The sequence below is a fragment of the Pelagibacterium flavum genome (genome assembly GCF_025854335.1).
GTDB classification, from domain to species: Bacteria; Pseudomonadota; Alphaproteobacteria; order Rhizobiales; family Devosiaceae; genus Pelagibacterium; species Pelagibacterium flavum.
Window position 1 is genome coordinate 579,965 of sequence record NZ_CP107716.1, and the last position, 26,713, is coordinate 606,677.

A 26,713-nucleotide genomic window follows, 5' to 3' on the forward strand; every position below is an offset into this window, starting at 1 on the left:
ATTTATTTAAGTAAGAGGCGCCGATGAGCAATCGCATGTGGGGAGGCCGGTTTTCCTCCGGCCCCGACGCCATCATGGAAGAGATCAACGCTTCTATCGGCTTCGACAAGCGCCTTTACAAGCATGACATCGCCGGATCGATAGCGCATGCCACGATGCTGGAGGCAGCCGGCATTCTGACGCGCGACGATAAGGATGCCATCATCTCCGGTCTAGAGACAGTTCGGGGGGAAATCGAGGCGGGGGAGTTCACCTTCTCGCGAGCGCTCGAAGACATCCATATGAACGTGGAAAGCCGCCTCAAGGATCTGATCGGGGAGCCGGCCGGGCGACTGCACACGGCACGCTCGCGCAACGATCAGGTGGCGACCGATTTCAAGCTCTATGTGCGCGATGGGCTGGACATGCTGGCCGCGCAGGTCGAGACGCTGCAAAAGGTCTTGGTCGAGAAAGCCGAGGCCGAAGCGGACAGCGTGATGCCAGGGTTCACGCATCTGCAGAGCGCCCAGCCGGTGACCTTCGGGCATCATATGCTGGCCTATGTGGAAATGCTCGAGCGCGACAAGGGGCGGCTCCTCGATGCGCGGGCGCGGCTCAATGAAAGCCCGCTGGGGGCGGCAGCGCTTGCGGGGACTTCGTTTCCGATCGATCGGGAGATGACGGCGCAGGCGCTGGGGTTCGATCGGCCGATGGCCAATTCGCTCGATGCGGTCTCGGACCGCGACTTCATCCTCGAAACGCTTTCGGCGGCGTCGATCTGTGCGATGCATCTGTCGCGGCTTTCCGAAGAGCTGGTGATCTGGTCGTCGGCGCAGTTTGCGTTTGTGCGGCTTTCCGACAAGTTTTCCACCGGGTCTTCGATCATGCCGCAAAAGCGCAATCCGGACGCGGCAGAGCTGATCCGGGCCAAGGTGGGGCGGATTTTTGCGGCGTTCACATCGCTTTTGATGGTGATGAAGGGGCTGCCGCTGGCCTATTCAAAGGACATGCAGGAAGACAAGGAAATCGCGTTTGACGCGCTCGATAATTTCTCGCTGGCGCTGGCGGCGATGACCGGGATGATGGGCGATCTCACCGTCAATCGCGAAAAGATGGCGGCGGCGGCGGGGGCCGGGTTTTCGACGGCGACCGACCTGGCCGACTGGCTGGTGCGGGCGGCGAACGTTCCGTTCCGCGATGCGCACCACATCACCGGGCGCGCGGTGGCGACGGCCGAGGCCAAGGGCTGCGGGCTGGAAGGGTTGACCATCGAGGATTTCAAGGAAATCGACGAGCGCATCACCAGCCAGGTGTTCAAGGTGCTGGGGGTGGAAAATTCGGTCAAGTCGCGGACGAGTTTTGGCGGGACGTCGCCGGCAAACGTCAAGGCGCAGGTGACAGGCTGGCGCGAGCGGCTGGGGAATTAATCGGTGCATCATTTTACCTATCGCGGCGGCTGGATGTTTGCCGAGGATGTCGATCTGACGGCGGTGGCCGAGGAGATCGGCACGCCGTTCTATTGCTATTCGCGGGCGACGTTTACCCGGCATATCGACGTGATGATGGGGGCGTTTTCCGGCACCGACACGCTGGTCGCCTATGCCATGAAGGCCAATTCGAACCAGGCGATGCTGGCCATTGCCGCGCAAAAGGGCATCGGGGCGGATGTGGTGTCGCTCGGTGAGCTCGAGCGGGCGCTGCGGGCGGGGATCCCGGCGGAAAAAATCATCTTTTCGGGCGTCGGCAAGAGCCGGGCCGAGATGCGGCGGGCGTTGGACGTGGGGATCTTGTGCTTTAACGTCGAAAGCGAGCCCGAGCTGGAACGGCTCAACGCGGTGGCGGCCGAGATGGACAAAATCGCGCCGGTTTCGGTGCGGATCAATCCCGATGTGGACGCGAAAACCCACGCCAAGATTTCGACGGGCAAATCGGAGAACAAGTTCGGCATTCCCTACGCGCGGGCCGAGGCGGTCTATGAGCGGATCGCGGCGTGCAAGAATTTGAAGGCGGTGGGCGTCGATATGCATATCGGCAGCCAGATCACCGATCTCGATCCGTTCGACAACGCCTTTAAGCTGCTGGCCGAACTGGTTGAGCGGCTGCGGGCGGCGGGACATGCAATCGAGCATGTGGACGTCGGGGGCGGGCTGGGGATTCCCTATCAACAGGACAATTCGCCACCACCCGATCCGGTGGAATACGCCAAGCTGGTGCGCCGGCACACCGATGCTCTGGGGTGCCGGGTGATCCTTGAACCTGGCCGGCTGATCGCGGGCAATGCCGGGGTGATGGTGACGCGGGTCGAATACGTCAAAAAGACAGAGAAAAAGAGCTTTGTCATTGTCGATGCGGCGATGAACGATCTGATCCGCCCGACGCTTTATGAGGCTCATCACGATATTCTGCCCATGCAGGAAGCGGGCGCGGGGGCTGAGACCATCCGCGCCGATATCGTGGGGCCGGTGTGCGAGACGGGGGATTATCTCGGGCTGGATCGGGAGATGGCCGATGTGGGCGAGGGCGACCTGCTGGTTGTGATGAGCGCGGGCGCCTATGGCGCGGTGATGAGCTCGACCTACAACACCCGCCCGCTGATCGCCGAAGTTCTGGTGGATGGCGGCAAGTGGCACGCGGTGCGGCCGCGGCAGACGCTCGATGAGTTGATTGGGCTCGATAGTGTGCCGGAGTGGGTGAGGGCGGGCGACTGAGGGGGAGAGCCGATTTGAGGTGGGTTCCTGCCCGTCCGCTTCCGGGCGGCGGGCTTAGGAAAGCGGCCATTCAGGTGGTCGCTGAGCTTCGACAGCAGCGCGCCCTCTTTTAGGTCATCAACAACGCCTCTTGGATTCCCTGAATGCAGGCGGTCGGGGCAAGTCGAGGCGATGGCGATTTGGGGCAATTTCCGCCCGACGGCAGAATAAAATGGTGTCTATAGGGTAGACTAGAATTGCTCCCAATCAGCGGCGAGGGCGGTATTACCTGATATCTGCGATACGGGTCGAACAGCCTGTGCGGGTTTGGCCAACTTCTGCGACTGCGGTACCGACTGATCGGGACCGTTCAGTCGGAACACCGCCACAATCTGATCGAGTTCAATCGCCTGGGCTTCGTTCTGCTCAATGGCGGCATTGGTTTCTTCCACCAGCGCTGCATTGTGCTGGGTCATCTCGTCCATGGTCCGCACCGCGACGTTCACCTCTTCAAGCGCCTGCGACTGCTCGCCATTAGCCCTGGCAATGGCATCGATCAGCCCCGCGCTTTCCTCGGCACGGGTCTGGATATCGAGCAAGGTCTCGGCGGCGCGCGCAACCAACTGGGTGCCGTTGCGCACCTCGCCCGCGCTGGCGTCGATCAACTGCTTGACCTCGCTGGAGGCCTGGGCCGCGTTCTGCGCCAGGCGTCGCACTTCCACTGCCACCACGGCAAAGCCCTTGCCGGCTTCGCCGGCGCGCGCCGCTTCCACCGAAGCATTGAGCGCCAGCAGATTGGTCTGGAAGGCGATGTCGTCGATCATGCCGATGATATTGGAGATCTTGGCCGAGGAGGTTTCGATGGCGCTCATGGCCTGATTGGCTTCGCCCATCACCGCGCCGCCTTCGGTCGCGCTGCGCGACAATTGGCGAGCCGTGTCGCTGGCGGTTGCTGCCCGCCTGGCATTTTCCACTACCGCCGTGGAAAGCTGTTCAACCGATGCAGAGGTCTGCTCAATTGTCGCCGCCTGCCGCGTGGTGCGGTCGGCCAGATCATTGGCGCCGGCCAGAATTTCTCCGGTCGCCGTCTTGAGTGAGCGGGAGGTCTGCTGCAATTGCCCGACGATCTCGGTAAGCCGTTCCGCTACCGCATTGGTGTCCTGCTTGATCTGGTCGAATTCGGGGTCGAGGGCCTCGGTCACCCGGCTGGTGAGATTGCCCTGGGCCACATCACGGAGCACCGCCCCGGTCGCGGCGACGGCCTTGTCGATTTTTGCGCGCGCGGCGTCATCGGCCTCTCGGGCATCGGCCGTCAGTTTGTCGAAATAAGCGGATACGCCAATGTCGACATCGAGCAGCATGGATTTGAGCACGGCCACCAGCATGTCGGCCATGGCATCGGCATCAGCCAGCACGGCCTCGGCCGTGCGCGGCACGGAACGGCCGAAGCGGCCTTTTTCCGGCTCGAGCGCTGCCGCCATGGTGTCGTGCACCAATCCGCGCACCAGTGTTTCCATGATCAGGCCATAGCCGCCGATATGCCAGCGCGGCTCCAGCCCGATCTTGGCATGGCGGAGCCCCACCTTGCTGCTTGCCTCCATATAGGCTTGATCCAACTGCCCGGTCGCAATGGCCGACCAATGTCCTAGCTGCTTGGACTTGGCCCGATCCATCTGTGGCTTGCCATCAAAGAAGCGGGCCACGGCCGGCACCTCGGCGATCTTGGCGTAAAACCGGGTCAGGGCCGGTTCGAGATGAGCCTCGATCAGCGGCTGGGCGCGGGGATGCTGCCTCGCGCAGCGTCATCAAGACCGATAAAGTCGAGACGGGACTGGAGAAGATCGGCGGTATCGGAGGTCATGGTGAGAGGCTTCCAGATTGGCGTCTGTGATGTTCTATGCCAATCGAGATTCCCAAATCTTGATCTGGGTCATAGTCCCGGAGAACATAGCCAATCGTGGTAAAGGACCGGTTATCGCGTGTGGGGATAATCAGTTTTCCGTAAGGTTGGAGCGGGCAGCGCTTCGGTGTTTTTTCAGGTCGACGGCACGGCCCTGCGCTCCAGAATAGCTTAGGGTCGGCCTGCGTTCAGTTCTGCCATTCGGCGAAAGGTGAACGGCAGGTTTCGTCCTGCGACGGATACGCTCGGCATGACCGAAATGGCGTCGGAAGCCGCCCCCAAGCAGTGAGATCGGATCAGCTCACAGCGCTGATCTTGCCAGCGGGATGATCTCGGCGGGCTTTCCCGCCAGTGCGTCGTTAACTTTTTCAATCAATTGGGCGAGCGAGAAGGGTTTGCCCAGGACGTCATAGATCAGGGCGTCCAGGCCATGGGCGCGTTCGCGTTGGTCAGCGAAGCCGGTCATCAGGAGGATGGTCATGGCGGGGTATTGGGCGCCGATGGCGAGGGCCAGGCCGATGCCGTCCATGACGGGCATCTTGATGTCGGAGACCAACAGGTCGAAATTGCCATTGTGCTCGTTGGCGATTTCGAGGGTGAGGCCGCCATCGGACGCGTCGATCACTTCGTGGCCGCTCATTTCGAGGGCGCGGGTCACAAAGGCGCGGACGTTGTCGTCGTCTTCGGCCACCAGAATGCGTGCCATGGGGCTCTACCCTTATTCTTTGGAGCAATGGCTTGATTGCTCAATCTCGGTGTGTCGTGTTTCCGAACCGCAAAAGTGGTAGCCACTTTTTTCTGGAAACACGACCAGTCTCGGTTTGGTCTTTCAGTTGCCTGCCGCCGAACCGTTGGCGCCGTCGACAAAGCTCAGTCTAATATTTGTCACGCCTTGCGGCGGTCCGATCAGTTGCGCGTCGATTGCCAATGTATCACCGGGCAAAACGTTGCGTGTGGCGGGCGTTACCGTCCATTCGTAAACAATGGTGCCGGCGGAATCGAGCAGGCTTACCAGCACCGATGGCACGTAGGTTATGCGATTCGTGATGTTGGAAATCTTAGCGTTGACCACAATGGCGGGGTTTCCATTCTGCGTGGTTCGCAAAGTCTTAATTTCGGTGAAATCGAGCCCGACGACATTGGTTTTAAGCCCCACTAGGCGATAGAGCCCGTCGAGCTGGGGGATTGCGGAAACGATCTCTGTGCGCAGGGCGAAAGCGGCGACAACGCTGGCGATCATCAGGACAATGATGGCGAAGCGGAACATGCGGCGGAACCGGGCGATCGGGTGCGCGGCGAGCATGCCGTTGCGGCGGCGGGCCAGGGCCTCGATACGGGCCTGGTTGGCGGCGCTGTCGATCGGGGGGCGTTGATCTCCGGGATCGGGCAATGGCGCGGGGTCGTTTGGAAACGGGTGTTCGGGTCCGGGCTCTGCGGGCTGACGGGCAGGCTGGTTGCGCAGGAAGGAGGCGTCGAGCATCTCCTCGTCGGCGGCGGAAAACAGGGTATCGGTATCGGCGCGGAAGATCAGCTCGTCGTCTGTGGGTTCGGGATCGCGGCGCGGGGCAGAGGGCCCGGGAAAGCTCGGGGTGGCGTACCAGAGTTCGGAACACGCGGCGCACTGAACCTGCCTGCCTGCGGCGCTGAGCGCATCGGAGCCAAGCTTATAGCGCGTCTGGCAATTTGGGCAGGTGATGATCACGCGCGAGGAACCGAACGGGTTGAGCGAAAAATCGAAGTCCCGACCGTAAGCGGGCCGGGTTAAAACTCTTGAAACGCCGCCTTGATGCGGCCATTGGGAGGTGATGGCTGGTAGGATAGTGTCCAGCCAGATGATTCGCGGAGAAAAGCGGTTTGATCGCGTTCGAAAATGTGGGCCTTCGATACGGACACGGGCCGGAAATCCTCAAAGACCTGACCTTTGCGATCTCGCCGGGTTCGTTTCATTTTCTCACCGGACCCTCGGGGTCGGGCAAGACGTCGCTTTTGCGGTTGTTGCTGCTTTCGCTCAAGCCCACGCGTGGCTCGGTTTCGATGTTCGGGGAAGACGTCACCGCGCTCGACCGCGACAGGCTGTTGCAAATGCGGCGTCATATCGGGATCGTGTTCCAGGAATTTAGGCTGCTCGACCATCTGACCACCTTTGAAAACGTCGCCCTGCCGCTGCGCGTGCGCGGACAGGCCGAAGCAAGCTATCGCGGCAATGTTGAAGAACTGCTCGACTGGGTGGGGCTGGGCGACCGGATGGACGCGCACCCGGCGGTGCTTTCGGGCGGGGAAAAGCAGCGCGCGGCGATTGCCCGGGCGGTGATCGGCAATCCCGACATCCTTCTGGCCGACGAGCCGACGGGCAATGTGGACCCCGAACTGTCCGAGCGGTTGCTGCATCTGTTCGAGCAGCTCAACAAGATGGGCACGACGATAATCCTGGCCACCCACGAGGTGGCGTTGCTCGACAAGTTCGGCTATCCGCGCATGCTGCTAAACGAGGGGGAGCTGACCATCCATGAGTGAGGGGTTAAGGCTCAATTTTTCCCGTCCCAACCCAATCGTTCCAGCCCAATCGGTGGCGGGGCGCACCCTGATGCTTTTGATCGGCATCATGACGTTTTTGTCCTGCGTGACGTTTGGCGGCGTGCTTTTGGTCCAGAAGTCGGCGATGGGCTGGTCGGCCGATGTGGGGCGCGAGCTGACCATCCAGATCCGCCCGCTCGATGGCGAAGTGATCGATTCCAATCTGCGGCTTGCCGTCTCGCTGTCGGAAGCGGTGCCTGGCGTTGCGAGCGCGCGGGTGGTGTCGATCGAGGAAAGCGAAGAGTTGTTGCAGCCCTGGCTGGGCGAGGGGCTGGACCTTTCGGATCTGGCCATTCCGCGGCTGGTGATCGTGCAGCTTGCCGATCCCAACGCTGCCGACATCTCGCGGCTGGAAAGCGAGATTTCGGCCATTCCGGGGGCGACGCTGGAAACGCACGCGGCCTGGCGGGTGCAGCTTAACACAATGGCCGGTACGATCGTTGTTTCGGGGATATTGGTGCTCGCGCTGATCCTTGTGGCGACGGCGCTGGCGATTGTCTTTGCGACGCGTGGGACCATGTCGACCAACCGGGAAATCGTCGATGTGCTCCATTTCATCGGGGCGTCCAACACGTTCATCGCCGGGGAGTTCCAGGGGCGGTTTTTGCTGCTCGGGCTCAAGGGCGGACTGGTGGGCGGGGTGGCGGCCATCATCTTTTTCATCATAGCAGGAACGGCGATGAGCACGGTTGTGCCCGAACAGTCGAGCGCGCAGCTCGGGGTCTTGTTCGGGCAGTTCGCGCTGGGGATCAGCGGAATTCTGGGCATCATCGGGGTCGTTCTGGTGATTGCCGGACTAACCGCGATCACGTCGCGCTTGACGGTGCGGCGCTTCCTCTCGCAAATTTCCTGACGGTCCGGGGAGGACCTTGCCATGATCGTTCAGGCCATCCGCTCGGCGGTGTTCTATCTGCTGTTTTTCGCCCACACGATCATTCTGGCGATCATTATCGGATTAATGTCCAGGCTGACACCGAACCTCAAATCGGTGGGCTGGAGCCTGGCACAATACTGGAACAGTGCGAATCTGTTTTTCCTGCGCTGGATCGTGGGGATCAGAACCGAGGTGACCGGGGCTGAAAACATCCCTGCGGGCGGATGCATCATCGGCGCCAAGCACCAGTCGGACTGGGATATCTTTGCCGTCTTGCCCCATGTGGGGCACCCCGCATTCATCGCCAAAAAAGAACTGCTCGACATACCGCTTTTTGGCTGGGCGGCGCGCTGGATGGATACGATTTCGGTCGATCGCAAAAAGGGCAAGGATGCGTTGCCCGCCATGATGGACGAGGCCAGGGCGGCCCTGGGCAAGGGTTGCCGGGTGATCATATTCCCCGAAGGCACGCGCCGCGCGCCGCTCGATACGCCGGCCTACCGCTCGGGGATCGTGCGGATGTATCTGGCCATGGATGTGCCGGTGGTGCCCGTCGCGCTGACGTCGGGGCTCTATTGGGGGCGCAACAGCCCCGTTTTGTGGCCGGGGACGGCGCGGGCCAAATTTCTCGAGCCGATCCCGCCGGGGCTACCGGGGGATGAGTTTTTGAAAACTCTGATCGCGCGCATCGAAACCGAGACCGACGCCATGGTGCTCGAAGACGCGAGAAAGGGCCTTGCACGGCCGATCTCGCCACGGCTTCGCGCTCGGCTCAACGAACTTGAAGCCAAATCGGGCGCCTCGTCCTGACCTCTCGCGCTCATCGGTGTTCCAGTCATCAAAATGCGATAGATTGTGTTTTGCCGTAATCGGGACACAATATCTTGACATCGCTTATGAGGAATGGGACGATTTGGGAGTGCATGGGATTGACGCTTCCTCCATTTTGTTCTAATTTTGTTCTCATTGGGCCGGTTCGGTCGGAGTGACTGCCGGTCACCAAATGAATTTTTCGCCTTTGGTGGCGGGATAGCGCGGGGCCGTTTTCGAGGGGGCCATGATCGGATTGAACAGCATTGCGGAAGCCGGCATTGGCGAGAGCGCCAGTGTGCTTTGGACCGGACGGTCGGGCCGGCGTTATCTGATGGAGCGCGAGCGGGAGGCCGGGGTCGCCATGACGCCGACCCGGCTTTATGCGCTCGAAGACAACGGAGTGATCGGCTGGGCCGGCACCGCCGAAGATCTTATCGGCGACCATCGGGCACGCGAAAAATTCCGCCGGTTGAGCGCGAGCGGGGCCAGCATGCTCTCGCTTGCCGCTCCGAGCGATCCGCTGGCGGTGATGACGCTTGTGTGGGATCTCGAAGGCAGCCGGAGGGCGCTAGGCCGGGCTGCCTGAACCGGAATATCAAATCGAATCCATGATCGCATTAGCTGCAACACCGTTTGCTCAACGGTACGGTTTATGCTGGACGATTGCGTGTTTAGACGTTGTTTCTGCGAGGACGAAATAACGGCTTGGGACGACATGGGCCAGGGGAGTAATAGTGTCTTGCCGTGGTCAAATAAACAGTGCGGCTCGTGCGGTGAAGATGTGAATACAGTTACAGGTTTGCCAGATACAGTGAAATGCTCTTAAATACAAATGTGTGAGGGTCTTCGGGGGACGGGGCATGTTGCCGGAGGGTGTTCGTGCGGCAGTTGACGGGCTTTATGAGGCCGGATTCGAGCGCGGATTGTGGCAGGCAGGTCTGGCGCGATTGTGCGATGCCATTGGGGCGGATTCGGCCATCACCGTGCCGAGGGTGGCTACCGAGGACACGATCAACCTGCCGTTCTCGTCCGACCTCACCGAGTTCGCCGAGCGCTTTGTGGTTGATGGGTGGCATCTCGACGACTACCGCGCCAACCGAGGCTGGCCGCTGACGGACCGCGGACAAACCATCGTGCTCGAGCAGGATATCGCGACCGAGGAGGATCATCAGCGCGAGCCGATCTACCAGGAGCTCATGTTGCCTTACGGCAAAAAGTGGTGGGGCGGAATAACCTTCAAGTCGCCCAGCCGCCAATATGTGCTGTCGGTGTTTCGCGGTGCAAAGGGCGAAATGTTCTCGGAGGACGACCGGTTGCTGTTCGGGGCCATTTCAGGTCACCTAGCGCGAGTCGTTACGACGGCCGAGCGCGTGGGCTGGGTGCAGACGTCGCTTGGGCTGGGCATGCTTGATGCCCTCAACGATGCGGCCATCCTGCTCGACAGCCAGGGCCAGGTGATCGAGATGACACGCGGCGCAGAGCATATGATGGGAGATAGTCTAACTGTGCTCGGCCGCAAGGTGACCTCCCACAACCGGACCGTTGCCCGCAGCGTTTCGGCGGCGATAAGCAAGGTGGTTGCGGAGGGGCCGGATGCATCGGGACCGCTGCGCATCGAAAGACCCGGTCGGCGTCCATTGCTGCTCGATGTGCTGCCGGTGCCCACCCGGTTTGACGGCGTGTTCTTTTTTGCGCGATTCATCGTGTTGTTGACCGATCTTGACCGCCAGCCAATGCCCAGCGCCGCGCTGCTCAAACAGGCGTTCGGCCTTACCCCGGCCGAAGCGCGCGTCGCCCTTGAGCTTACATCGGGATTGAGTCTGTCCGAGGCAGCGGAGAAGTGCGGGATAGCCCGTGAGACCGCCAAAACCCATCTTAATTCGATATTCTTTAAAACCGACACTAACCGGCAAGGCGCCCTTGTCGGGCTGATCCGATCCGTTATGGCCCGGCGCTCCGGCTGACAATCGGTGCGGGTCTGACGTTTTTTCGCCGCCGCCGCCCAACCCTCCCCCGGGTGGGGGATACTGAGGTGTTCGACCGGTCGTTAGCGTCCCTTCTGACAGAAATCTGATCGCGCACCGGCACTGACCGCGGCGCTTTTGGAGACAACTTCAGGGGAACCCCATGCAGAGATATACTCCGTTTTTTGTTATCGGCCTTTCCGCAACGCTGTTGGCGGGATGCTCCTCGACCGGCAGCACAGGGGGCGGCGGAGGCGGGGGGACGCCTTCGCCGGCAGTGTTTGCCGTATCGGCTGGAACCGCGAGCGAGGCGTTGGCGGACGGCCAGACCCTGATGGCCTATAACAGCCTGATGAGCGCCGCTGTCGAACACGACTTCGACGCTTTAGAAACGAGGGCGCTCGAGGACACGGCATTTTCGATTGCCGCCAATGACCAGGGCGGCCTCGATGTGACCATCGACGGCCTCACCCACAGCTTTGCCGCCACCGATATCAGCGGCGGAACCCTTGAGTTTGATGGTCTCGGGCCGGGGCCATACTACAGGCTCGACAGTTGGCAGGGAGATGTCGTCGATGTGCTCGATGTGTCCAACGCCGCGCACCATCAGGTGTGGAGCTATTTCTGGGATCCTGCCGGAGAAGCGATCAGCGGGTTTGCGGTCGTGGGCACCGAAACCATGCCTGGCGATGTGCCAAGCACAGCAACCGCCACATACTCGGGCTTTGCGGGCGCAGCCCTGACCGACAGCGGCACGTTCAACGACACGACCCGCATTGTGGGGGACCTGACGATGTCGGCTGATTTCAATGCCGGTCAGATATCGGGGCTGGTCGACAATATCGAGGTGCTTGGCGGTTCTGCAGTCAGCGGCACCGTGGCCCTTGACAGTGCGGCGATCTCGGGCACGGGGTTCAGCGGGACAATCACCCCGGACAACGACCTTCTAACGGCGTTCACTCTCACCGATCTGGGGGGCACCTATAGCGGCAAATTCTATGGCGCGAGCGGCGAGGAAGTGGGCGGCGTAATGGCTATCAGTGGCGACGAAACGGTCGGCACCGGTGTTTTCTCGGCAATAAGGGACTGATTGCGAACCTCCAACCTGCAAAGGGTACGGCATCAGTGTGTCGTACCCGTCTTTTTGAGGGGACCTGGACGATGCGCATTCCGATCTTCTTCATGGCGCTTGTCCTGGGCATGGCAGGGACGGCAGCGGCTAGCGGACCGGACGGTAAGCTTCTGGCACGGCTTCTGGCGTGGGGTGACCACGACGGTGCGCGCGCCCATCTTGCCGCCACTGTCTCCGAACCGGCACTGCATGCCCTCCATCGCACCCATCTCGAAGGGCTGATCGCCCGGCAGCAAGGTCGGAACGCTGACGCCGTTGCGCTCTTTCGTTCCGTTTTGGTCATCGATCACGATTTCGTGGCGGCACGCGTTGAGTTGTCCAGAACTCTGCTTGCGATGCGCAATTTCGAGGGCGCGGCGCATCATCTCGACATTCTCGCACTCAATGCCAATGACGGGATCCACAGCCTTGCGCAGTCCGGTCTCGACCATATCAGGGCCAATCGGGGCTATGGCGCACAGATGCATTTTTCCATCGCGCCGTCGAGCAATCTCAATCGGGGAAGCGGCCACCAGACCTTCAACGCGGGTGGGCTGGCGTTTGCCATCGATCCGGGTTCACGCCAGACGGCCGGCATGGGCGTAACGATTGGGGCGAGTGCATATAACAGCTTTATTCTTGGCAACGGGCAGGCCCTCGTCGCAAGCGCCTCAGCCGATCTGACCACCGATATCGAGGGAAGCCGCGCCGAACAGATTTCGCTCAATGCCGGGCTCAGCTGGCAGGGCCGCGTCGGCGGCGCCCGATTTGCCATTGGTCCGATCATCAATGCAACATTTTCAGCCTTCGAGCCGCATCTGATGCGCTATGGACTAAGCGGAGACTTCGCCGCTTCCGCAGGTGCGCAAAATCTTGTGGGGTTGAGCTTTACCGCACTGGGGCAGGACTATGCATCCGAGACCTATCGCAACGGGTTTCGGGTTCTGGCGGGCGCGCAACTGACCCATGCGTTCATGCCTGCCTTGCGGGCAAGCGTTGAAACGGGCGTGGATATCGAACGCACTCAAAGCGCCCATCTCGACAGAAACGGAATTTATGGGGAAGTGAGGGTGGAGCGCGATTGGCGGGGCGGGTTCTCGACCTCGATCTTTGCGCGCTACGCCAGAGAACAGTATCTGGGAAATTACCCCGGCACCGGCGCCCCACGCGTCGATGACCGGCTAAGCGCAGGCGTCACCGTTTCGAACAGCCAGATCGATCTTGGCGGTTTTACGCCGACGCTGGGCTACAGTTATACGCGGCAGTTTTCCAATGTGAGCTTTTTCGATCATGACAGCCACGATGTCACGTTTGGGCTGACCAAAGCCTTTTAAGTCGTGATCCTGATCGTGCCCCCGCCGCAATTGCCGGTTCCCATCAACCTCCGATTTTGCTAAGCGAAACGCCGTGGTCCCGTAGCTCAGCAGGATAGAGCATCAGATTCCTAATCTGAGGGTCACTGGTTCGAATCCAGTCGGGATCACCATTTCCTGCCTCGCGGGCCGCATCGGCTTTTCATGACGCGCCGGCGCCATGAAAAAGCCCGGACCGCGGTCGCGGCCTTAAGCAGACCTGTCCGGGCTTGCGGTTTTGCCGCGGGCCGCCATCATTTTGCTCTGTCCCTGGAGACGCCTCATGTCCGCCCCCGCCCTGGCCAAACTGACCCGCGCTATCGAGGAGCTCGAGCGGACGGTGGCGGTCAACAGCTATACCGCTGCCCAGCGTATCGCGCTCAAATCCGAGCTTGAAACCCATATCCAGCGCATCGACGAGTTGCGGCAGGGGCTCTAACCGTTCGCAAGACCGCCGGCTTAGATTGGACGCCCGCTAGAAATTGTCCTTGGCCTTGCGGATGGCGCCGAAGATCTGCCAGGCGGGGGCATCTTCGTGGTTCATGGCGTGGGCCATTTCCGGCGTGTCGGCGCGCAGGAAGGGATTGGCGGCAAGATCCTCGCCCAGATTGAACGGGATCGTGGGCTGGCCGGCGTCGATCTGGTCCTGAGCCTGTTTTGCACGAGCCTGAAGAGCGGGGTTATCAGGATCGATCGATAGGGCGAACTTGGCGTTGGCCAGAGTATATTCGTGGCCGCAATAGACCATGGTTTCCGGCGGCAGCTTTTTGAGCCTTTCAAGACCGGCCCACATCGAGTGGGCGTCGCCCTCGAACATGCGGCCCACGCCCATCGAGAACAGCGCGTCGGCCGAGAACAGAACCTTTTCCTCGGGCGCGAAAAACGCGATGTGGCCCAGCGTATGACCGGGCACGTCGATCACTTCAAAAACTGTTTCACCCAAAGTCACCGTGTCGCCCCCGCCAACCAGCGTGTCGAGCCCGGCGATCTTACCCGCTTCGCCCTTGGGGCCGATGACGTTGCAATCGAAGCGCCGCTTGAGCGGGGCGATGGCGTCGGTGTGGTCGGAGTGATGGTGGGTGATGAAAATGTCGGTGAGGGTCCAGCCGCGCTTGTCGAGCTCGGCGAGAATAGGGGCCTGTTCGGGTGCATCGATGGCAGCGACCCGGCCTGACGCAGAATCGCGGACGAGATAGCCGAAATTGTCGCTGAGTGCAGGGAAAACGGCGATTTCGAGGGACATGAGCCAGGCCTCCTGTTTGATTTTGCGCCGAGGGTATGGCGGGGGCCCGTCACATGCAAGGTGTGAACGCATCGGGTTTGACCTTGTCGTGCAAACCGCCCACATAGAGATTGATCGTTCCGATTGAATCGGGACGGCGGCTCCAAGTCTTTGTCTTGGCGCGAGATCGAACCGGAAAACTCTGCAGCTATTCCCGATCTCACGCCAGGATGAATGTGTTTGCATCTGGCGCAAGTGAACCGAAATCGATGACACCTGACGTTGACGGGCTGATCCGCTTTTACAAATCGCCGCTGGGCCGGCTGACGCGGCAATCGATCCGTCAGCAGGTGAGCGAATTGGCCGGAGATGTCACCGGATTGCGGCTTTTGGGGCTGGGGTTTGCCACGCCCTATCTGCGCGGGGCGCTCAAGGGGGCGGAGCGGGTTCTGGCCTTCATGCCGGCTCGGCAGGGCGCTTCGAGCTGGCCGCGCGAAGGGCCTTCGCACACGGTGCTCTGCGATCCGCTGGAAATGCCGCTGACCGACGCAGCCATGGATATGGTCATCGTCATTCACGGTTTCGAGCACGTGGTGGACCCTGAAGATATGATGCGTGAGTTGTGGCGGATCTGTGCGCCCAATGCGAAGGTGATCATCGTCGTGCCGCGGCGGCGCGGCCTGTGGGCAGGGCTGGACACCAACCCGTTCGGATATGGCCAGCCCTATTCGCGCGGGCAGATGGACAAGCTGTTGCGCGATCATTCGTTTACGCCCGAAGTCTGGCGCGACGGCTTGTTTTTCCCCCCCATTCATTCCGGCCCCATCCTGCGCTCGGCGCGGATGATCGAAAAGGCCAGCAAGATGTTCGGCCCGACCTTTGCGGGGGCGATGTGTGTGCGGGCAAAGAAGGAACAGTTTCCCGCCATCGCGCGGCGCAAGCGGGCCGAAAAGGCGCTGGGGGCGCCGGAGCTGAGCCCACAGACTGCGCGGGAAGGGGTGTGAGGCAGCAGTCGGCGACAGGCAAACGTTCAGGATCGGCCGAACGACAGGGTCGACGTCATCGCTTCCATCAATTATCTATAATTTATGCCGACGCCCAAATCAGACACCATCGCCACACAGATAAGCAAAGCACTCGCCGGACGCATTATTGCCGGCGAGATCGAGGCCGGCGCCAAGCTGCGGCAGGACCAGATCGCCGAAGAGTTTGGCGCAAGCCATGTTCCGGTGCGTGAGGCGTTTCGACGGCTCGAGTCGCAAGGGTTGGTCGTGAGTGCGCCGCGCCGGGGCGTGCGGGTCGCCGGGTTCAGTCCGGCCGAAGTGCGCGAGGTGGCGGAGATGCGCGCCGCTCTCGAAACTTTGGCGCTGCGCAAGGCGATACCGCACTTGACGCGGGCCATTCTCGACCGGGCCGAGGAGGCCAACAGTGCGGCCGATCGGGCGCTCGACGTCGAAACCTGGGAAGAGGCAAATCGCACCTTTCATCGCACGATTCTGACCCCATGCGGCATGCCGCGCCTGCTCAGAACCATCGATGACCTGCACACGGCGAGTGCCCGGTTTCTGTTTTCGGGCTGGCGGGCCGAATGGGAAGCCCCGACCGACCGCGACCATCGCGCCATCCTTGACGCCCTGCGGGCCGGACAGACCGAGACGGCCGTGTCCGTGCTGGCCCGGCACGTCCAGACAATAGGCCAGAACGGTCCCAAATAGGCTTCCAACGCTCGCTCCAACCTCCGATCCAAGGAGGGCCGGTTCAACCGGCCTTGCCATGTTTGTACTTTTGTGGATTATTTAGCGATAGATTCTATAAATTATCTATAATTTATCATCAGGAGAAATATCGTGAACACTGTCAGCGCGCCCACAGCCAAATCTGTCTATAGTCCGCTCGATCTGGATCGCCGTTCGGTCGCCTGGCAAGTCGGAGCGGTGGTGGTGGGCACGCTGTTTCTGGCGCTGTGTTCGTATATCGAAGTGCCCATGGTGCCGGTTCCGGTCACCATGCAGACCTTCGGCGTCGCACTTATTGGTGCCCTTTTTGGCTGGCGGCTGGGTGCGATAACGGTCTGTGCCTGGCTGGCGGAGGCCGCTGTCGGCCTGCCGGTTCTGGCCGGGGGCGCTGGAGGGGTGCAGCATTTCGCCGGTCCGACCGCCGGCTATCTCCTGGCTTTCCCGGTTTGTGCCGCGCTGACGGGCTGGCTGGCGGAGAAAGGCTGGAACGGAAAACACCCCATCCTTGCCTTCGTCAGCATGCTGGCGAGCAATGGAGCGTGTCTTGTCATCGGTGCCGCGTGGCTTGCCGTCCTGATCGGCGGCGAACAGGCGGTCATCCACGGAGTCATGCCTTTCCTTTTGGGTGGCGTGCTGAAGTCGGGGCTCGGTGCCGCCGTGCTCGCCCTGGGCGAGCGGGGCAGCCGGCGCGCGGGCCAATGACGATAAGGCTTCGGCCCCATCACCTGCTTTGCGTGCTGGCCTATGTCGGCAAAGGTTATAGCGCCCGGTTTACGGCCAATTATGATTTGGTCGTACAACGCATCGCGGAGGGCGAAGACATCGTGATTGTCGGTGGGCCGGACGATATCTGCGCACCGCTCCTCGGTGATGCAGAACCCCATTGTTGGCGCGAAAGCGTCATCGAACGGGATCGCGCGGCGGCGCGCGATCTCTCCACGTTGCTGGGTACGCCCATCGACGCGGGAGTCTCGTTATCGCTCGAGAGCGGGCGTTTGAAGCGGATGCGGGCGGCATTTGCCGAACGCTCAATCCGTGGGGCCTGCGCAGGATGCGAATGGCAAGAAATGTGCAATGCGATCGCTGCCAGCGGTTTTGTTGACGTCGTGCTGCCCACCTCGCGGGAGTGAGGCCGGGCCGGCACGACAAACGGCCGCTATTGCTGTTTGCCGATACGGCCCAGATGGGTGACGGAAAAGCCTTCGGGGGATTTGAGCCCATAGCCGAACATGCGGTCGAGGCCGCAATGGGCCAGCCACAGGGCGCCGAGCACGGTCAGCAGCGGGATGGCGGCCAGAACGCCCACGGCCAAAAGGGCGGCGCCGAAGCCATAGATATGGACCAGATTGTAGCAGAATGCGCCAACGCGCGGGCCGAAGGCATAAGCGATAAAGCTCAGATCGGGGGCAAAAAAGATCAGCAGAGCGACCCACCAGGGCATGGTGTCGTTGAAATGGAAAAACAGTGCGAGCCCGGCGGCAAGGACGAGCAGTCCTTCGATGCGTTGCCAGAGAACGGCGTGGATCATTGGGGAGCCCTCCGGCGGATTTGATTTCCCAACTTATCGAACGCCATCCTCCGAGGCAATGTCGGGGTCCCGGAACCAGCCGCCGACGATGTCGCGATAGGTGCCGGCGCGGGTGAGACGCTCGGTGAGGGCATCGAGCTCGGGTTCGGTCCAGCCCTCGGGTTCGGTCACTTCGATCCAGGCCTTGAGATAGTGCTGGGGCGCATAGACATGACCGTAGCCGACCGGGGTGGCCTGGGCGAGGAGCAGATCGAAGGTCACCTGCAGGAAGGTGACCACCGGATACCAGTTGAGATCGGGCGAGACATCGGGCGCGCGCCGACCCTCCAGCCATGCGGGGCTGCGATAGACCATGCCGGGGTCGAAAAATACCACGGGGTCGGACCCATATTGCAGGTAGAACAGGCGCAGCGGCCCCCAATTCCCGGCCCCGGTCTCAAGGCCCTCAAACTGGTTGGCGTAGCGCACGATGGAGCCATCGCCCACTTGCGGCAGCCAGGCTGGGCTCAGGGGATTGCGGGCGCCGGTGACGTCGCGCCAGATCTGGCTGGCAAAGGGTGGGCCGACCCAGAGCGCGCCCGCTATGGGGTTGGACAGGATATCGAAAAGGTTGATCGAGGCTTGGGAAGAATAGGCGCCGAGGCTGAGGCCGTGGAGGTACAGTTCGGGCCGGGTATCGGGCGGCAGCTCGCTCCAATAGGCATAAACGATATCGAACAGGGCGCGGGCTGCCTCCACCCCGACATTGGGTTCGGACACCAAAGAGAGCGAGCTGGTGAGGTAGGAATATTGCAGGGCGACGCTGGCTACGTCGCCGCCGTGGAGAAATTCGAGCGTGTCGATGGCTGGCGGCTGCACCCAGCCGGTGCCCACCGGCATGATGATAACGAGAACTGAGCGCTCGAAGGCGCCGACGCGCAGCATTTCATCGAGCGCCAGCCTGGCGCGTTCCTCGACGGTTTCGGCCGAGCGCAAGCCCACATAGACGCGCAGCGGATCGATGGCGGGCTTGTTGGTGACTTCCTCGATTTCTGCGGCGGTGGGGCCGGACTGGACATAGACGCGGGCATCGAGCCCAATGGTCGACCAATCGACAAGCGAGGCCGCGCTGCCCGAGCGCAGGGGATTTTCGGGCTGTTCCTCGTAGGCGCCGGCCAGGGTATCGAGATTGGCATAGAACCTGTCGGCGGCTGCAAAGGCCCAGCGGGCGAGCACGCCATTGACGGTGATGTTGGTAAGGATAGTGACCACCACGATGCCGACCACCAGTGCGACGCGGGGCGGGATAATCGGCCGCAGCCAGCCCGAGATCAGCCGCACGCCCGAGACGAGCAGCGTGCCGAGCGCGATCAGGATCAGAGCCGGGAGGACAGCGATAGCGACGACATAAATAGGCTGGTTGGACTGGACCGAAGGCATGTCCATGACCGCGCGGATCGAATTCTGCCAGCCGGTCGAAAGCCACAGGCAAATGAATGTGAAGGCCACTCCAGCGCCAATCATCGCCCATTGGGCGTACCTCACCCAGCGGCGGCGGGATGGCGGCTTGAGGCCCATGAAATTCCAGAGCCACTCGAGAAACACCCCGATGCCATAGCCGGCGGCGAACACGCAGCCCGACAGGACGCCCTGGATTAAAAAATGGCGGGGGATGAGTGAGGGGGTGAGCGAGAGGGCGAAAAACACCAGCCCGAGAAACACCCCGCCAGCGGGCAGGTTCAGGATATACCGGCGAACCGGCCGTATGGGCCGGAAAACGGGCATCATTGCACGGCTCCCACAGCCGCGTTGGCCAGGTGCCAGACGCCCCAGATGGCAGCCGCAGCGATCGCGAGCCCCAACATTGCGATGACAATTCCGGCGATGATGACGACGGCGTCGCGGTTGATCCAGCCCAGGCACAGGATGCAGATGCCGGTGTTGGGGATCGCGTTGATAAAGGGGATGGGCAGCATCATGGGAAGGCTGACCGTGATGATGAACAGGGCCAGCAGCGGCTGCATGGACGGGGCGGAGATGAATGTGTAGCGGGGCCGGGAAAAGCGAGCCATGACCGCGGCCATGCGGGCAAAGAGCTTGGTCACGCGCGTCAGCGCCTTGGCCGGGAGCTTTCGGCGCCGGATCCATCCGGGGAGCGTCAGAGGCGCATTGAGCAGCATGGCAATGGAAAAGCCGATGATGGCAAAGGCGATCGTGCCGCCATAGCCGGGTGGGCCGGGCACCATGTTGAGGACGGAAAAGACCAAAATGACAACGATATGGGAATGAACGCCCAGCGCGGCGATGAGGCTGGCAACGGTGAAGCGCGGATCGGGCTTTTGCTGGGAGGCATGAAGGGCGTCGAGCAAGCCACCGATCTGAACTTCCACGGGCGTGGGTTCGGCTTCGGTGGATGTCATGGGCTTGCCTTGCGAAAGACGGTGGTTGCAGGTGAGGCGATCATGCCGTCATGCCGTGTTCCGATCAACCGGCAAAGGGCGCATTCCGGGTCCTTGCCGGAGGCGATTGCTTTACAGGTTGGGGTTCACTATGGTCCGCGCGGCCCCGTAACAGGGGGTACGCCAGTCTCAATTGTGTGAGCGCCATGAGTGACAAACCCGTTCCGCAACCGGGGATATTGACCATTGCCCCCTATGTGCCGGGCCGCTCGAGCGCGCCGGGCAAAAAGGCCGGCGATACGATCAAGCTCTCGGCCAATGAATCCCCGTTGGGGGCGAGCCCCAAGGCCATCGAGGCGGTAAGGGCGGCGGCCGAAAAGCTCGAGATTTATCCCGAGGGGTCTTCGCGCGATCTGCGCGCGGCGCTGGGGGAGGTGCATGGCATCGATCCGGAACGGATCGTCGTGGGTGCAGGATCGGACGAAGTGCTGCACCTTCTGGCCCAGACCTATATCGGGGATGGGGATGAGGCGGTGATGAGCCAATATGGCTTCATGGTCTATCCCATCATCACCCGCGCTGCGGGCGGCACCCCGGTGGTGGCGCCGGAAACCGATTATTGCGCCGATGTGGATGCGATCCTGGCGGCGGTGACGGACAAGACGAAAATCGTCTTTCTGGCCAATCCCAACAACCCCACCGGCACCTATCTGAGCGCCGAGGCACTGGATCGACTGCATGCCGGGCTGCCCTCGAACGTCTTGCTGGTGATCGATTCCGCCTATGCCGAATATGTAACGGCAGCGGACTACGGCGTGGGGATTTCGCTGGTCGAGCGCAGCGAAAACGTCGTCATGGTGCGCACCTTTTCCAAGATGGGACTGGCGGCGGCGCGGGTGGGCTGGCTTTTTGGCCCGGCTCATCTTGTCGATGCGGTCAACCGGATCCGCGGGCCGTTCAACGTTTCGGTACTGGGGCAGGTGGCGGCGGAAGCGGCAACGCGGGACGTGGCGTTTACCAAGGCGTTGCGCGAGCACAACGACAAGTGGCGGGTCTGGCTGAGCCAGGAGATCAGCTCGAACCGGCTGCGGGTTCTGCCCAGCCAGGGCAATTTCGTTCTCGTGCTGTTTGATGATGCGGAAGCGGCCAAGGCGGCCAACGGGGCGCTGCTCGAGCGCGGACTGGTGGTGCGGGAAATGGGCGGCTACGGGATCGCCAACGGCTTGCGCATTTCGATTGGCAGTGAAGCGGCGATGAAGGCTGTCGCCACGGCGTTTAAAGACTTTATGGAATCAAAATGATCGAGAAACTCGCCCTTATCGGTATCGGGCTGATCGGGTCGTCCATCGCGCTGGGCGCGCGGCGGGCCGGGCTGGCCAAGACCATCGCCATTTCGACGCGGCGGCAGGAAACGCTTGATGAGGCGCAGGCGCTCGGGCTGGGGGACATCTATACGATTGACGCAGCCGAAGCGGTCAGGGATGCGGACCTTGTGATCCTGTGCTCTCCTGTGGGGAGCTATGAGGCGATTGCAGCTAGAATCGCACCCCATCTCAAGCAGGGCGCGATCCTTTCCGATGTGGGTTCGGTCAAGGGGCATGTTGTCGATGTCGTGGGGCCGCATGTCCCCGAGGGCGTTCATTTCGTGCCCGGCCATCCGCTGGCGGGCACCGAGCATTCGGGGCCATCGGCGGGGTTTGCCGATCTGTTTGAAAACCGCTGGTGCGTTTTGACGCCACCCGAGGGAACCGACCCCAAGGCAGTGGAAACGCTGAAAGCGTTCTGGAAGGGGCTGGGGTCCGATGTCGAGGCAATGAGCCCGGCCCACCACGATATGGTGCTGGCGATCACCAGCCATGTGCCCCATCTGGTGGCCTACAATATCGTGGGGACCGTTGACGATCTCGAACAGCACACCAAATCGGAAGTCATCAAGTTCTCGGCTTCGGGGTTTCGCGATTTTACCCGTATCGCGGCGTCCGATCCGGTGATGTGGCGCGACGTGTTTCTGACCAATCGCGACGCGGTGCTCGAAATGCTGGGAAGATTCCTGGAAGACCTTTCAGTGCTCCAGCGTGCTGTGCGGGTTGGCGATGGCGAGGCGCTGGAAGCGCTCTTTACCCGCACACGTGCGGTGCGCCGTTCGATCATTGCCGCGGGGCAGGAAACCGAGGCGCCCGACTTCGGACGTCCGCATGGTGATGCCAGGCCCGCCGAGCCTGGCTCAGAATAGAGGCGGCAGGCTGGCGACCGGAATGATGCCGACAACAACGGTGCCGTCATCGATCCTCAGGGTCTGATGGGAAACGCCGTCTTCGCCGGGGCTGCCGAGCACGATCTGGGCGACCGATGGGTCTCCGACCAGCGCGGCGATGCGTTCGGCTACACCTCGGGACGCGATATCGAGCGTGCCGTTGACCAGTCCGGTATTGGTGAGGCTGGCGGCGCCCTCGGCGGTGAGTGAAAGCCCGTCGGCGTTCGCTTCGATGCCGCGCAGGACCAGTTCGCCCCCCAGCGCCTGCCAGAAGCCAAGCACTTGCGGATCGCTCCAGAGCGCGGGGTCGGGCAGGCCGGACAGTCTGGCGTCGATGACGAGACTGCCGTTGGCTATGGCGTGGTCCTGGCTGGTGACGTCTTCGAGCGTGGCGTAGGTGTCAAAGATGGCGCCGGCTCCGGGCTGTGCGTCCTGGGGTGTGGCGTCGAGCAGGTGGATTTCGCCATGGGTGGCGGTGCCGATGATTGTTTCCCCGATCAGCATGTCGGCATAGACCAGATCGTCGGCGAGGGCCGAAAAGCGTTCGATCATGCCGCCGTCGAGCCGCAGGCTGGCATGCAGGTTCGACCAGCGCATCTCCTGGGTGGCACCAGTGAAGGCATCTGTGATCTGCGCGGGGCCGGTGGCGAAAAGCTGGATGTGGGTGGGGCTGTAAAACAGCGCGGTGCCGCTCAGCTCGGTCAAAGTGATCGCCATATCGCCCGAGGTGATCTGCGCATTGGTGCAATGGGGGGAAAAGGAAAAGGGCGCGCCGCCCACATCGAGCCGGTCGCAGACCAGGCGCGGCTGGCTGACGCCATTAGCCAGGGCGAGATATTCGATCTCGGCGCGGATCTGGCCGGCGATGTAGAACCAGCCAACCATCCAGAGAACCGAGACGGCGACGACGGCGACGATCATTGTGACAAAGCGCTTCATAGGCGCTTCTTATAGGGTTCGCACGTGGCCGTCATGAGGCAATTGGTTTTAGCTGTTGATGAGACCGCATGCCGGTGGTTGCCGCCGCCGTCGCGCCTGTTACAAGGGCGGGCGGAGGACGCATGGAAGAATTTCTGCTCATCATCGTTATTGTGCTGGCCGCTGTGGTTTTCAGCGCGCATCGGAACATCAACAGGCTGAAAAAGCGGGTAGAGGCACTCGAGAACGGTGGGGGCGTTGCTGCGGCCCGGGCCAAGCCGGCGGCGGGGGCCGAACCCGCGATCGAGCCCATCGCGCGCGCGAAGGCGGGCAAAGACGACGATGACGAGGGCGATATCGGATGGGCGTCGAACGTGGCGCAGGGGCCCTGGATGCGGGCTCAGGCGAGTGAGGTTGCGGCCAACGACCGGTCTGAACGCGCGGCGGTAAATTGGGAGCACATGCTGGGGGTGCGCCTGCCGGTCTGGGGCGGGGCGGCGTTGCTGTTGTTCGCGGCGTTTCTGTTTGCCGCCTACGCCATGGAACAGGGTATCTTTACGCCGGCAGTGCGGGTGTGGGCGTGCGGGATCGGGTCCGGAGTCTTTCTGGCCGCGGCGGCGCTGGTGCGCTGGCGGGGAATCGCCAATTTCGAGCGGATTTCGGGGGCGCTGGCCGCCGTCGCCATCGGGTTGGGCTATGCCACCTGCTATCTGGCCACTTCGGTCTTCCACTTCTGGCCGGTGGCCTGGGGCGCTGTGGGAAGCGGGCTGGTGGCGCTTGTGGCCATCGCAATCGCGCTGGTGTTCGGCCGGATGGTGTTGGTGCTCGGCTTGCTGGGGGGCTATCTGGCCCCCGGCTTTCTGGGCGAACTGCCCGATGGATGGACGCTGCTGGGGTATCTTTGCATGGTGCTTGTTGCCTCTCACGCGGTGGCGGCATGGCGCGGGTGGTGGACGAGTGCGCTGTTTTCAAGCGGGCTGGCGCTGCTCTGGGGATTGGGCTGGGGCTGGCTTTCCTTCGGGTTTGGGCAATGGGCCGACGGCCTGCCGCTAACGCTCTGGCTGCTGGCCGTCGCGATGGTGCCGGTTGCAGCCGAATTGATAATGCCGTTGAGCGAAAAATCCGAAATCATGCGTCGCGACGGACCGATTGCGGCTGCGGGTGGATCGGTTCTGATGCTGATCCTTCTGGGAATTGAAAGCCAGATCGGAACCCCTTTCTGGCCGGGATTTGTCGCGTGGCTGGCTTTCAATTCCCTGGCATCGGTCTTGCGGCCAAGACGGATGGATCTGGCCGGTGTGGCCATGGTCGGGTTTGCTGCGGCGCTGGTGATCTGGCGCGATCCCGAACCGGGGGTGCGGGTGGGGGTTTTGATCCCGGCGCTGCCGATTTTGCTTGGTGCTGCGGTCATCCATATCGTGGCGGGGCGTGCGCCAAGGATCTGGGCGAGTGCCGGAATGGCGACGCTGATGGTGGCGCTTCTCACTGCGCTCGTCGATTTCGATGGCTGGGCGGGGGCGCGCGATGTTCCGCAAGTCTGGGCCGGCCTCTGCGGGGGGCTGGCGATTGTGGTTGTCGGTATCCTGTTTGCCGTGCGCAGGACGAGCGCCTCCACCCAGATAGCGCCGCCGCTGGCGGCGGGGGCGAGCGGGTTGGTATCGGTGGCGATCGGGCTTTTGGTCGAGCCGGGCTATTATGCGCTTTCGGCGGCGTTGCAAGTGGCGGGACTGGGGCTGGTGTTCTGGCGCTACGGGCTTCGCATACTGCTCTATCTTGCCGTTTTGTACCTGGTGGCGTATCTCGGCCTGATTGCGCTGGGGCATGCCATTGCCACCGATTTCGCGGCCGATGTGTCGCAATGGCCGTATGGCGAATTCGTTCCTGTTGTGGCGCTCGACGATGCGCCGTGGATGGTCTTGATCGTGCCGGGGCTGGCGCTTTTGGCTGGAGCGACGCTGTTTGCCTCGGCCGCCAGAGACAGGCTGATCGGAGCCATCGATTTTGTTGGCATATCGACACTGGCGCTCGGGGTGCATCTGGTTATCGCGCCGCTGGCGGGAGACGATCCGGTGCGCAATGTCTTTGAGTACGGGCCATTGTGGTTCCCGCTGCAATTGGGGATCGGCGCGGCGGGGCTTTGGGTGGCGGCGCGATCTGACCGGCAGGGGCTTTTTTTGGGCGGGTCGATCGTTGCCGTTCTGGCCGGGCTGGCGCTGGTGCGGCTGGCGATCGTGCCGGTCGCCGATTTCTGGCCGGTGATCGCAGTGCGCGGCATTGCGGCGTTTAACCTGGCGACTCTTACGCTGGTTTTGGCCAGTGCGCTGCTGGTGGCGATCGGAAGGCTGATGAGGCCGACCGGAGGGGCGGCGGGCCGCTGGGCCGGAAACGGGTTTCAGGCGCTTGGTGGGGTCACGGCATTTGTCGCGATGCTGATTGCCATCCGGCACGGGTTCCATCCCGATCTGTTGCAGGGCGAAACGCTGCGCGTCGAGCGCTATGCCTATACGGGCGGCATGCTGGCCTTTGCGTTCGGCCTGTTGTGGCTGGGCACGGTGCGCGATGCGCAGGCGATCCGCATCGCCTCGCTCGGCGTGGCGCTGGCGACCGTGGGCAAGCTGTTCATTTTCGATATGGGCGGGCTCGAAGGGCTTTGGAGGATCGGCTCGTTCCTTGGGCTCGGGTTGGCGCTTCTGGCCGTGAGCTGGTTTTACGCACGCTTCGTCTTCGGGGTGGGCGGGCATCAGACCGGCGGGGATGGCGCGGGTGGGCACATGGCACACGCTCGCCCGTAGGCGCATCTTGCGCGCTGGGAATGCGCGTGCCAAACCTTGAGCCATGTCCATACCTTTAGAACCATCCTCGCCCTGGGTTTTCGGCTACGGATCGCTGATCTGGCGGCCCGGCTTCGTGTTCGAGCGCGCTGAGCGGGCGCTGTTGCGCGGGGTGCATCGGCGGTTGTGCATCTATTCGCACCGCCACAGGGGCACCGAAGAGCGGCCGGGGCTTGTGTTCGGGCTCGAAAGGGGCGGGGCGTGCGTGGGCATGGCATTCAAGATCGCAGCAGCCGACTGGTCCGATGTGCGCGAATATCTGCGCGCGCGGGAGCAGGTGACCGGGGTTTATGTGGAGACCAATCGTCCCGCCAAGCTGGCCAATGGCGAAATTGTCGAAACGCTCACTTTCGTTGCCGATCCCAAACATCCCCAATATGCCGGGCGGCTGACACTCGAGGAACAGTTCGCGCTGGTCAATGGGGCGGTGGGAGAGGCGGGGCCCAATGTGGATTATGTGATCAACACGGCCCGACACCTCAAGGAAATGGGGATTGCCGACCGGCAGGTGCAGGCGCTGGCAGCAATGATCGGCAGAAGCCGGGCGCATACCGAGGACCAATCGGCATTGAGCTGATGGCGGCCAGCAAAA

General features: G+C 62.2%; 26 protein-coding genes and 1 tRNA gene. 19 read left to right on the forward strand and 8 right to left on the reverse strand.

What is annotated here, in order from left to right; translation table 11 throughout:
• The first annotated feature begins 23 nt into the window (after positions 1-23).
• Both argH and lysA read left to right on the forward strand, forming a co-directional pair.
• Complete coding sequence (gene argH / locus OF122_RS02975) at positions 24-1,406, forward strand: argininosuccinate lyase (protein ID WP_264226363.1); 1,383 nt, start codon at positions 24-26, stop codon at positions 1,404-1,406.
• Positions 1,407-1,409: 3 nt separating this feature from the next.
• Entirely contained in the window at positions 1,410-2,687 is a 1,278-nt protein-coding gene (gene lysA / locus OF122_RS02980) for a diaminopimelate decarboxylase (RefSeq protein WP_264226364.1), read from the forward strand.
• A 230-nt stretch (positions 2,688-2,917) separates the two neighbouring features.
• Here lysA and OF122_RS02985 read toward each other — a convergent pair whose 3' ends face one another.
• The 3 genes from OF122_RS02985 to OF122_RS02995 form a co-directional block, all read right to left on the reverse strand.
• Positions 2,918-4,435 carry a methyl-accepting chemotaxis protein gene (locus OF122_RS02985; protein ID WP_319019406.1) on the reverse strand — a complete coding sequence of 506 codons (1,518 nt, stop codon included), beginning with the start codon at positions 4,433-4,435 and terminating at the stop codon, positions 2,918-2,920.
• Positions 4,436-4,867: 432 nt separating this feature from the next.
• Positions 4,868-5,272: a response regulator gene (locus OF122_RS02990; RefSeq protein ID WP_264226365.1), complete on the reverse strand. Its 405-nt coding sequence runs from the start codon at positions 5,270-5,272 to the stop codon at positions 4,868-4,870.
• Positions 5,273-5,395: 123 nt separating this feature from the next.
• A complete protein-coding gene (locus OF122_RS02995) occupies positions 5,396-6,268 on the reverse strand; it encodes a zinc-ribbon domain-containing protein (RefSeq protein WP_264226366.1) in 873 nt (290 codons plus the stop codon).
• 152 nt (positions 6,269-6,420) lie between these two features.
• On the opposite strand from OF122_RS02995, the gene ftsE reads away from it, so the two are divergent.
• The 9 genes from ftsE to OF122_RS03040 all read left to right on the forward strand — a co-directional run bounded on the left by ftsE (position 6,421) and on the right by OF122_RS03040 (position 13,693).
• Positions 6,421-7,080, forward strand: coding sequence for a cell division ATP-binding protein FtsE (gene ftsE / locus OF122_RS03000; RefSeq protein WP_264226367.1), 660 nt, complete (start codon positions 6,421-6,423; stop codon positions 7,078-7,080).
• The gene (locus tag OF122_RS03005; RefSeq protein ID WP_264226368.1) at positions 7,073-7,993 is read left to right on the forward strand and encodes a cell division protein FtsX; all 921 of its coding nucleotides are present in this window, start codon (positions 7,073-7,075) and stop codon (positions 7,991-7,993) included. Before ftsE ends, OF122_RS03005 begins: the two co-directional genes overlap by 8 nt.
• Positions 7,994-8,014: 21 nt before the next feature.
• The gene (locus tag OF122_RS03010; RefSeq protein ID WP_264226369.1) at positions 8,015-8,824 is read left to right on the forward strand and encodes a lysophospholipid acyltransferase family protein; all 810 of its coding nucleotides are present in this window, start codon (positions 8,015-8,017) and stop codon (positions 8,822-8,824) included.
• Between the two features lie 247 nt (positions 8,825-9,071).
• Entirely contained in the window at positions 9,072-9,413 is a 342-nt protein-coding gene (locus OF122_RS03015; RefSeq protein ID WP_264226370.1) for a hypothetical protein, read from the forward strand.
• A 274-nt stretch (positions 9,414-9,687) separates the two neighbouring features.
• Positions 9,688-10,791, forward strand: a complete 1,104-nt coding sequence (locus OF122_RS03020) for a helix-turn-helix transcriptional regulator (protein WP_264226371.1) — start codon at positions 9,688-9,690, stop codon at positions 10,789-10,791.
• Positions 10,792-10,954: 163 nt separating this feature from the next.
• Positions 10,955-11,881 (forward strand): transferrin-binding protein-like solute binding protein, encoded by a 927-nt coding sequence (locus OF122_RS03025; RefSeq protein WP_264226372.1) that lies wholly within the window; start codon positions 10,955-10,957, stop codon positions 11,879-11,881.
• Positions 11,882-11,952: 71 nt separating this feature from the next.
• Complete coding sequence (locus OF122_RS03030; RefSeq protein ID WP_264226373.1) at positions 11,953-13,236, forward strand: surface lipoprotein assembly modifier; 1,284 nt, start codon at positions 11,953-11,955, stop codon at positions 13,234-13,236.
• 75 nt (positions 13,237-13,311) lie between these two features.
• Positions 13,312-13,388 (forward strand) — tRNA-Arg (locus tag OF122_RS03035).
• Positions 13,389-13,537: 149 nt separating this feature from the next.
• A complete protein-coding gene (locus tag OF122_RS03040; RefSeq protein ID WP_264226374.1) occupies positions 13,538-13,693 on the forward strand; it encodes a BREX-1 system adenine-specific DNA-methyltransferase PglX in 156 nt (51 codons plus the stop codon).
• Positions 13,694-13,729: 36 nt separating this feature from the next.
• Here OF122_RS03040 and gloB read toward each other — a convergent pair whose 3' ends face one another.
• Entirely contained in the window at positions 13,730-14,497 is a 768-nt protein-coding gene (gene gloB, locus OF122_RS03045; RefSeq protein WP_264226375.1) for a hydroxyacylglutathione hydrolase, read from the reverse strand.
• Positions 14,498-14,745: 248 nt separating this feature from the next.
• On the opposite strand from gloB, the gene OF122_RS03050 reads away from it, so the two are divergent.
• From OF122_RS03050 to OF122_RS03065, 4 genes are all read left to right on the forward strand, one after another.
• Complete coding sequence (locus tag OF122_RS03050; RefSeq protein ID WP_264226376.1) at positions 14,746-15,480, forward strand: class I SAM-dependent methyltransferase; 735 nt, start codon at positions 14,746-14,748, stop codon at positions 15,478-15,480.
• A gap of 84 nt (positions 15,481-15,564) precedes the next feature.
• The gene (locus OF122_RS03055; protein WP_264226377.1) at positions 15,565-16,191 is read left to right on the forward strand and encodes a GntR family transcriptional regulator; all 627 of its coding nucleotides are present in this window, start codon (positions 15,565-15,567) and stop codon (positions 16,189-16,191) included.
• A gap of 132 nt (positions 16,192-16,323) precedes the next feature.
• Positions 16,324-16,914: a biotin transporter BioY gene (locus tag OF122_RS03060; protein ID WP_264226378.1), complete on the forward strand. Its 591-nt coding sequence runs from the start codon at positions 16,324-16,326 to the stop codon at positions 16,912-16,914.
• A 32-nt stretch (positions 16,915-16,946) separates the two neighbouring features.
• Complete coding sequence (locus OF122_RS03065) at positions 16,947-17,342, forward strand: DUF1284 domain-containing protein (protein ID WP_319019386.1); 396 nt, start codon at positions 16,947-16,949, stop codon at positions 17,340-17,342.
• Between the two features lie 26 nt (positions 17,343-17,368).
• Here OF122_RS03065 and OF122_RS03070 read toward each other — a convergent pair whose 3' ends face one another.
• From OF122_RS03070 to OF122_RS03080, 3 genes are read right to left on the reverse strand one after another with little or no spacing between them, the layout of a single operon-like run.
• Positions 17,369-17,740 (reverse strand): DUF4260 domain-containing protein, encoded by a 372-nt coding sequence (locus OF122_RS03070; protein WP_264226380.1) that lies wholly within the window; start codon positions 17,738-17,740, stop codon positions 17,369-17,371.
• A gap of 33 nt (positions 17,741-17,773) precedes the next feature.
• Positions 17,774-19,507 carry an alpha/beta hydrolase gene (locus OF122_RS03075; protein WP_264226381.1) on the reverse strand — a complete coding sequence of 578 codons (1,734 nt, stop codon included), beginning with the start codon at positions 19,505-19,507 and terminating at the stop codon, positions 17,774-17,776.
• Positions 19,504-20,139: an exopolysaccharide biosynthesis protein gene (locus OF122_RS03080; protein WP_264226382.1), complete on the reverse strand. Its 636-nt coding sequence runs from the start codon at positions 20,137-20,139 to the stop codon at positions 19,504-19,506. The genes OF122_RS03075 and OF122_RS03080 overlap by 4 nt, the downstream gene beginning before the upstream one ends.
• A gap of 185 nt (positions 20,140-20,324) precedes the next feature.
• Between OF122_RS03080 and hisC the strand changes: the two genes are divergently transcribed.
• Together hisC and OF122_RS03090 are read left to right on the forward strand one after the other, a co-directional pair.
• Positions 20,325-21,419, forward strand: coding sequence for a histidinol-phosphate transaminase (gene hisC, locus OF122_RS03085; protein ID WP_264226383.1), 1,095 nt, complete (start codon positions 20,325-20,327; stop codon positions 21,417-21,419).
• Positions 21,416-22,351, forward strand: a complete 936-nt coding sequence (locus OF122_RS03090; protein ID WP_264226384.1) for a prephenate/arogenate dehydrogenase family protein — start codon at positions 21,416-21,418, stop codon at positions 22,349-22,351. The genes hisC and OF122_RS03090 overlap by 4 nt, the downstream gene beginning before the upstream one ends.
• Here the strand turns inward: OF122_RS03090 and OF122_RS03095 are convergent.
• Positions 22,343-23,311 carry a DUF2125 domain-containing protein gene (locus OF122_RS03095; protein WP_264226385.1) on the reverse strand — a complete coding sequence of 323 codons (969 nt, stop codon included), beginning with the start codon at positions 23,309-23,311 and terminating at the stop codon, positions 22,343-22,345. The two genes, OF122_RS03090 and OF122_RS03095, sit on opposite strands and share 9 nt — an antisense overlap.
• A gap of 122 nt (positions 23,312-23,433) precedes the next feature.
• On the opposite strand from OF122_RS03095, the gene OF122_RS03100 reads away from it, so the two are divergent.
• Both OF122_RS03100 and OF122_RS03105 read left to right on the forward strand, forming a co-directional pair.
• Positions 23,434-26,082 (forward strand): DUF2339 domain-containing protein, encoded by a 2,649-nt coding sequence (locus OF122_RS03100; protein ID WP_264226386.1) that lies wholly within the window; start codon positions 23,434-23,436, stop codon positions 26,080-26,082.
• Positions 26,083-26,125: 43 nt separating this feature from the next.
• A complete protein-coding gene (locus OF122_RS03105) occupies positions 26,126-26,698 on the forward strand; it encodes a gamma-glutamylcyclotransferase (RefSeq protein ID WP_264226387.1) in 573 nt (190 codons plus the stop codon).
• The last annotated feature ends 15 nt before the right edge of the window (positions 26,699-26,713 follow it).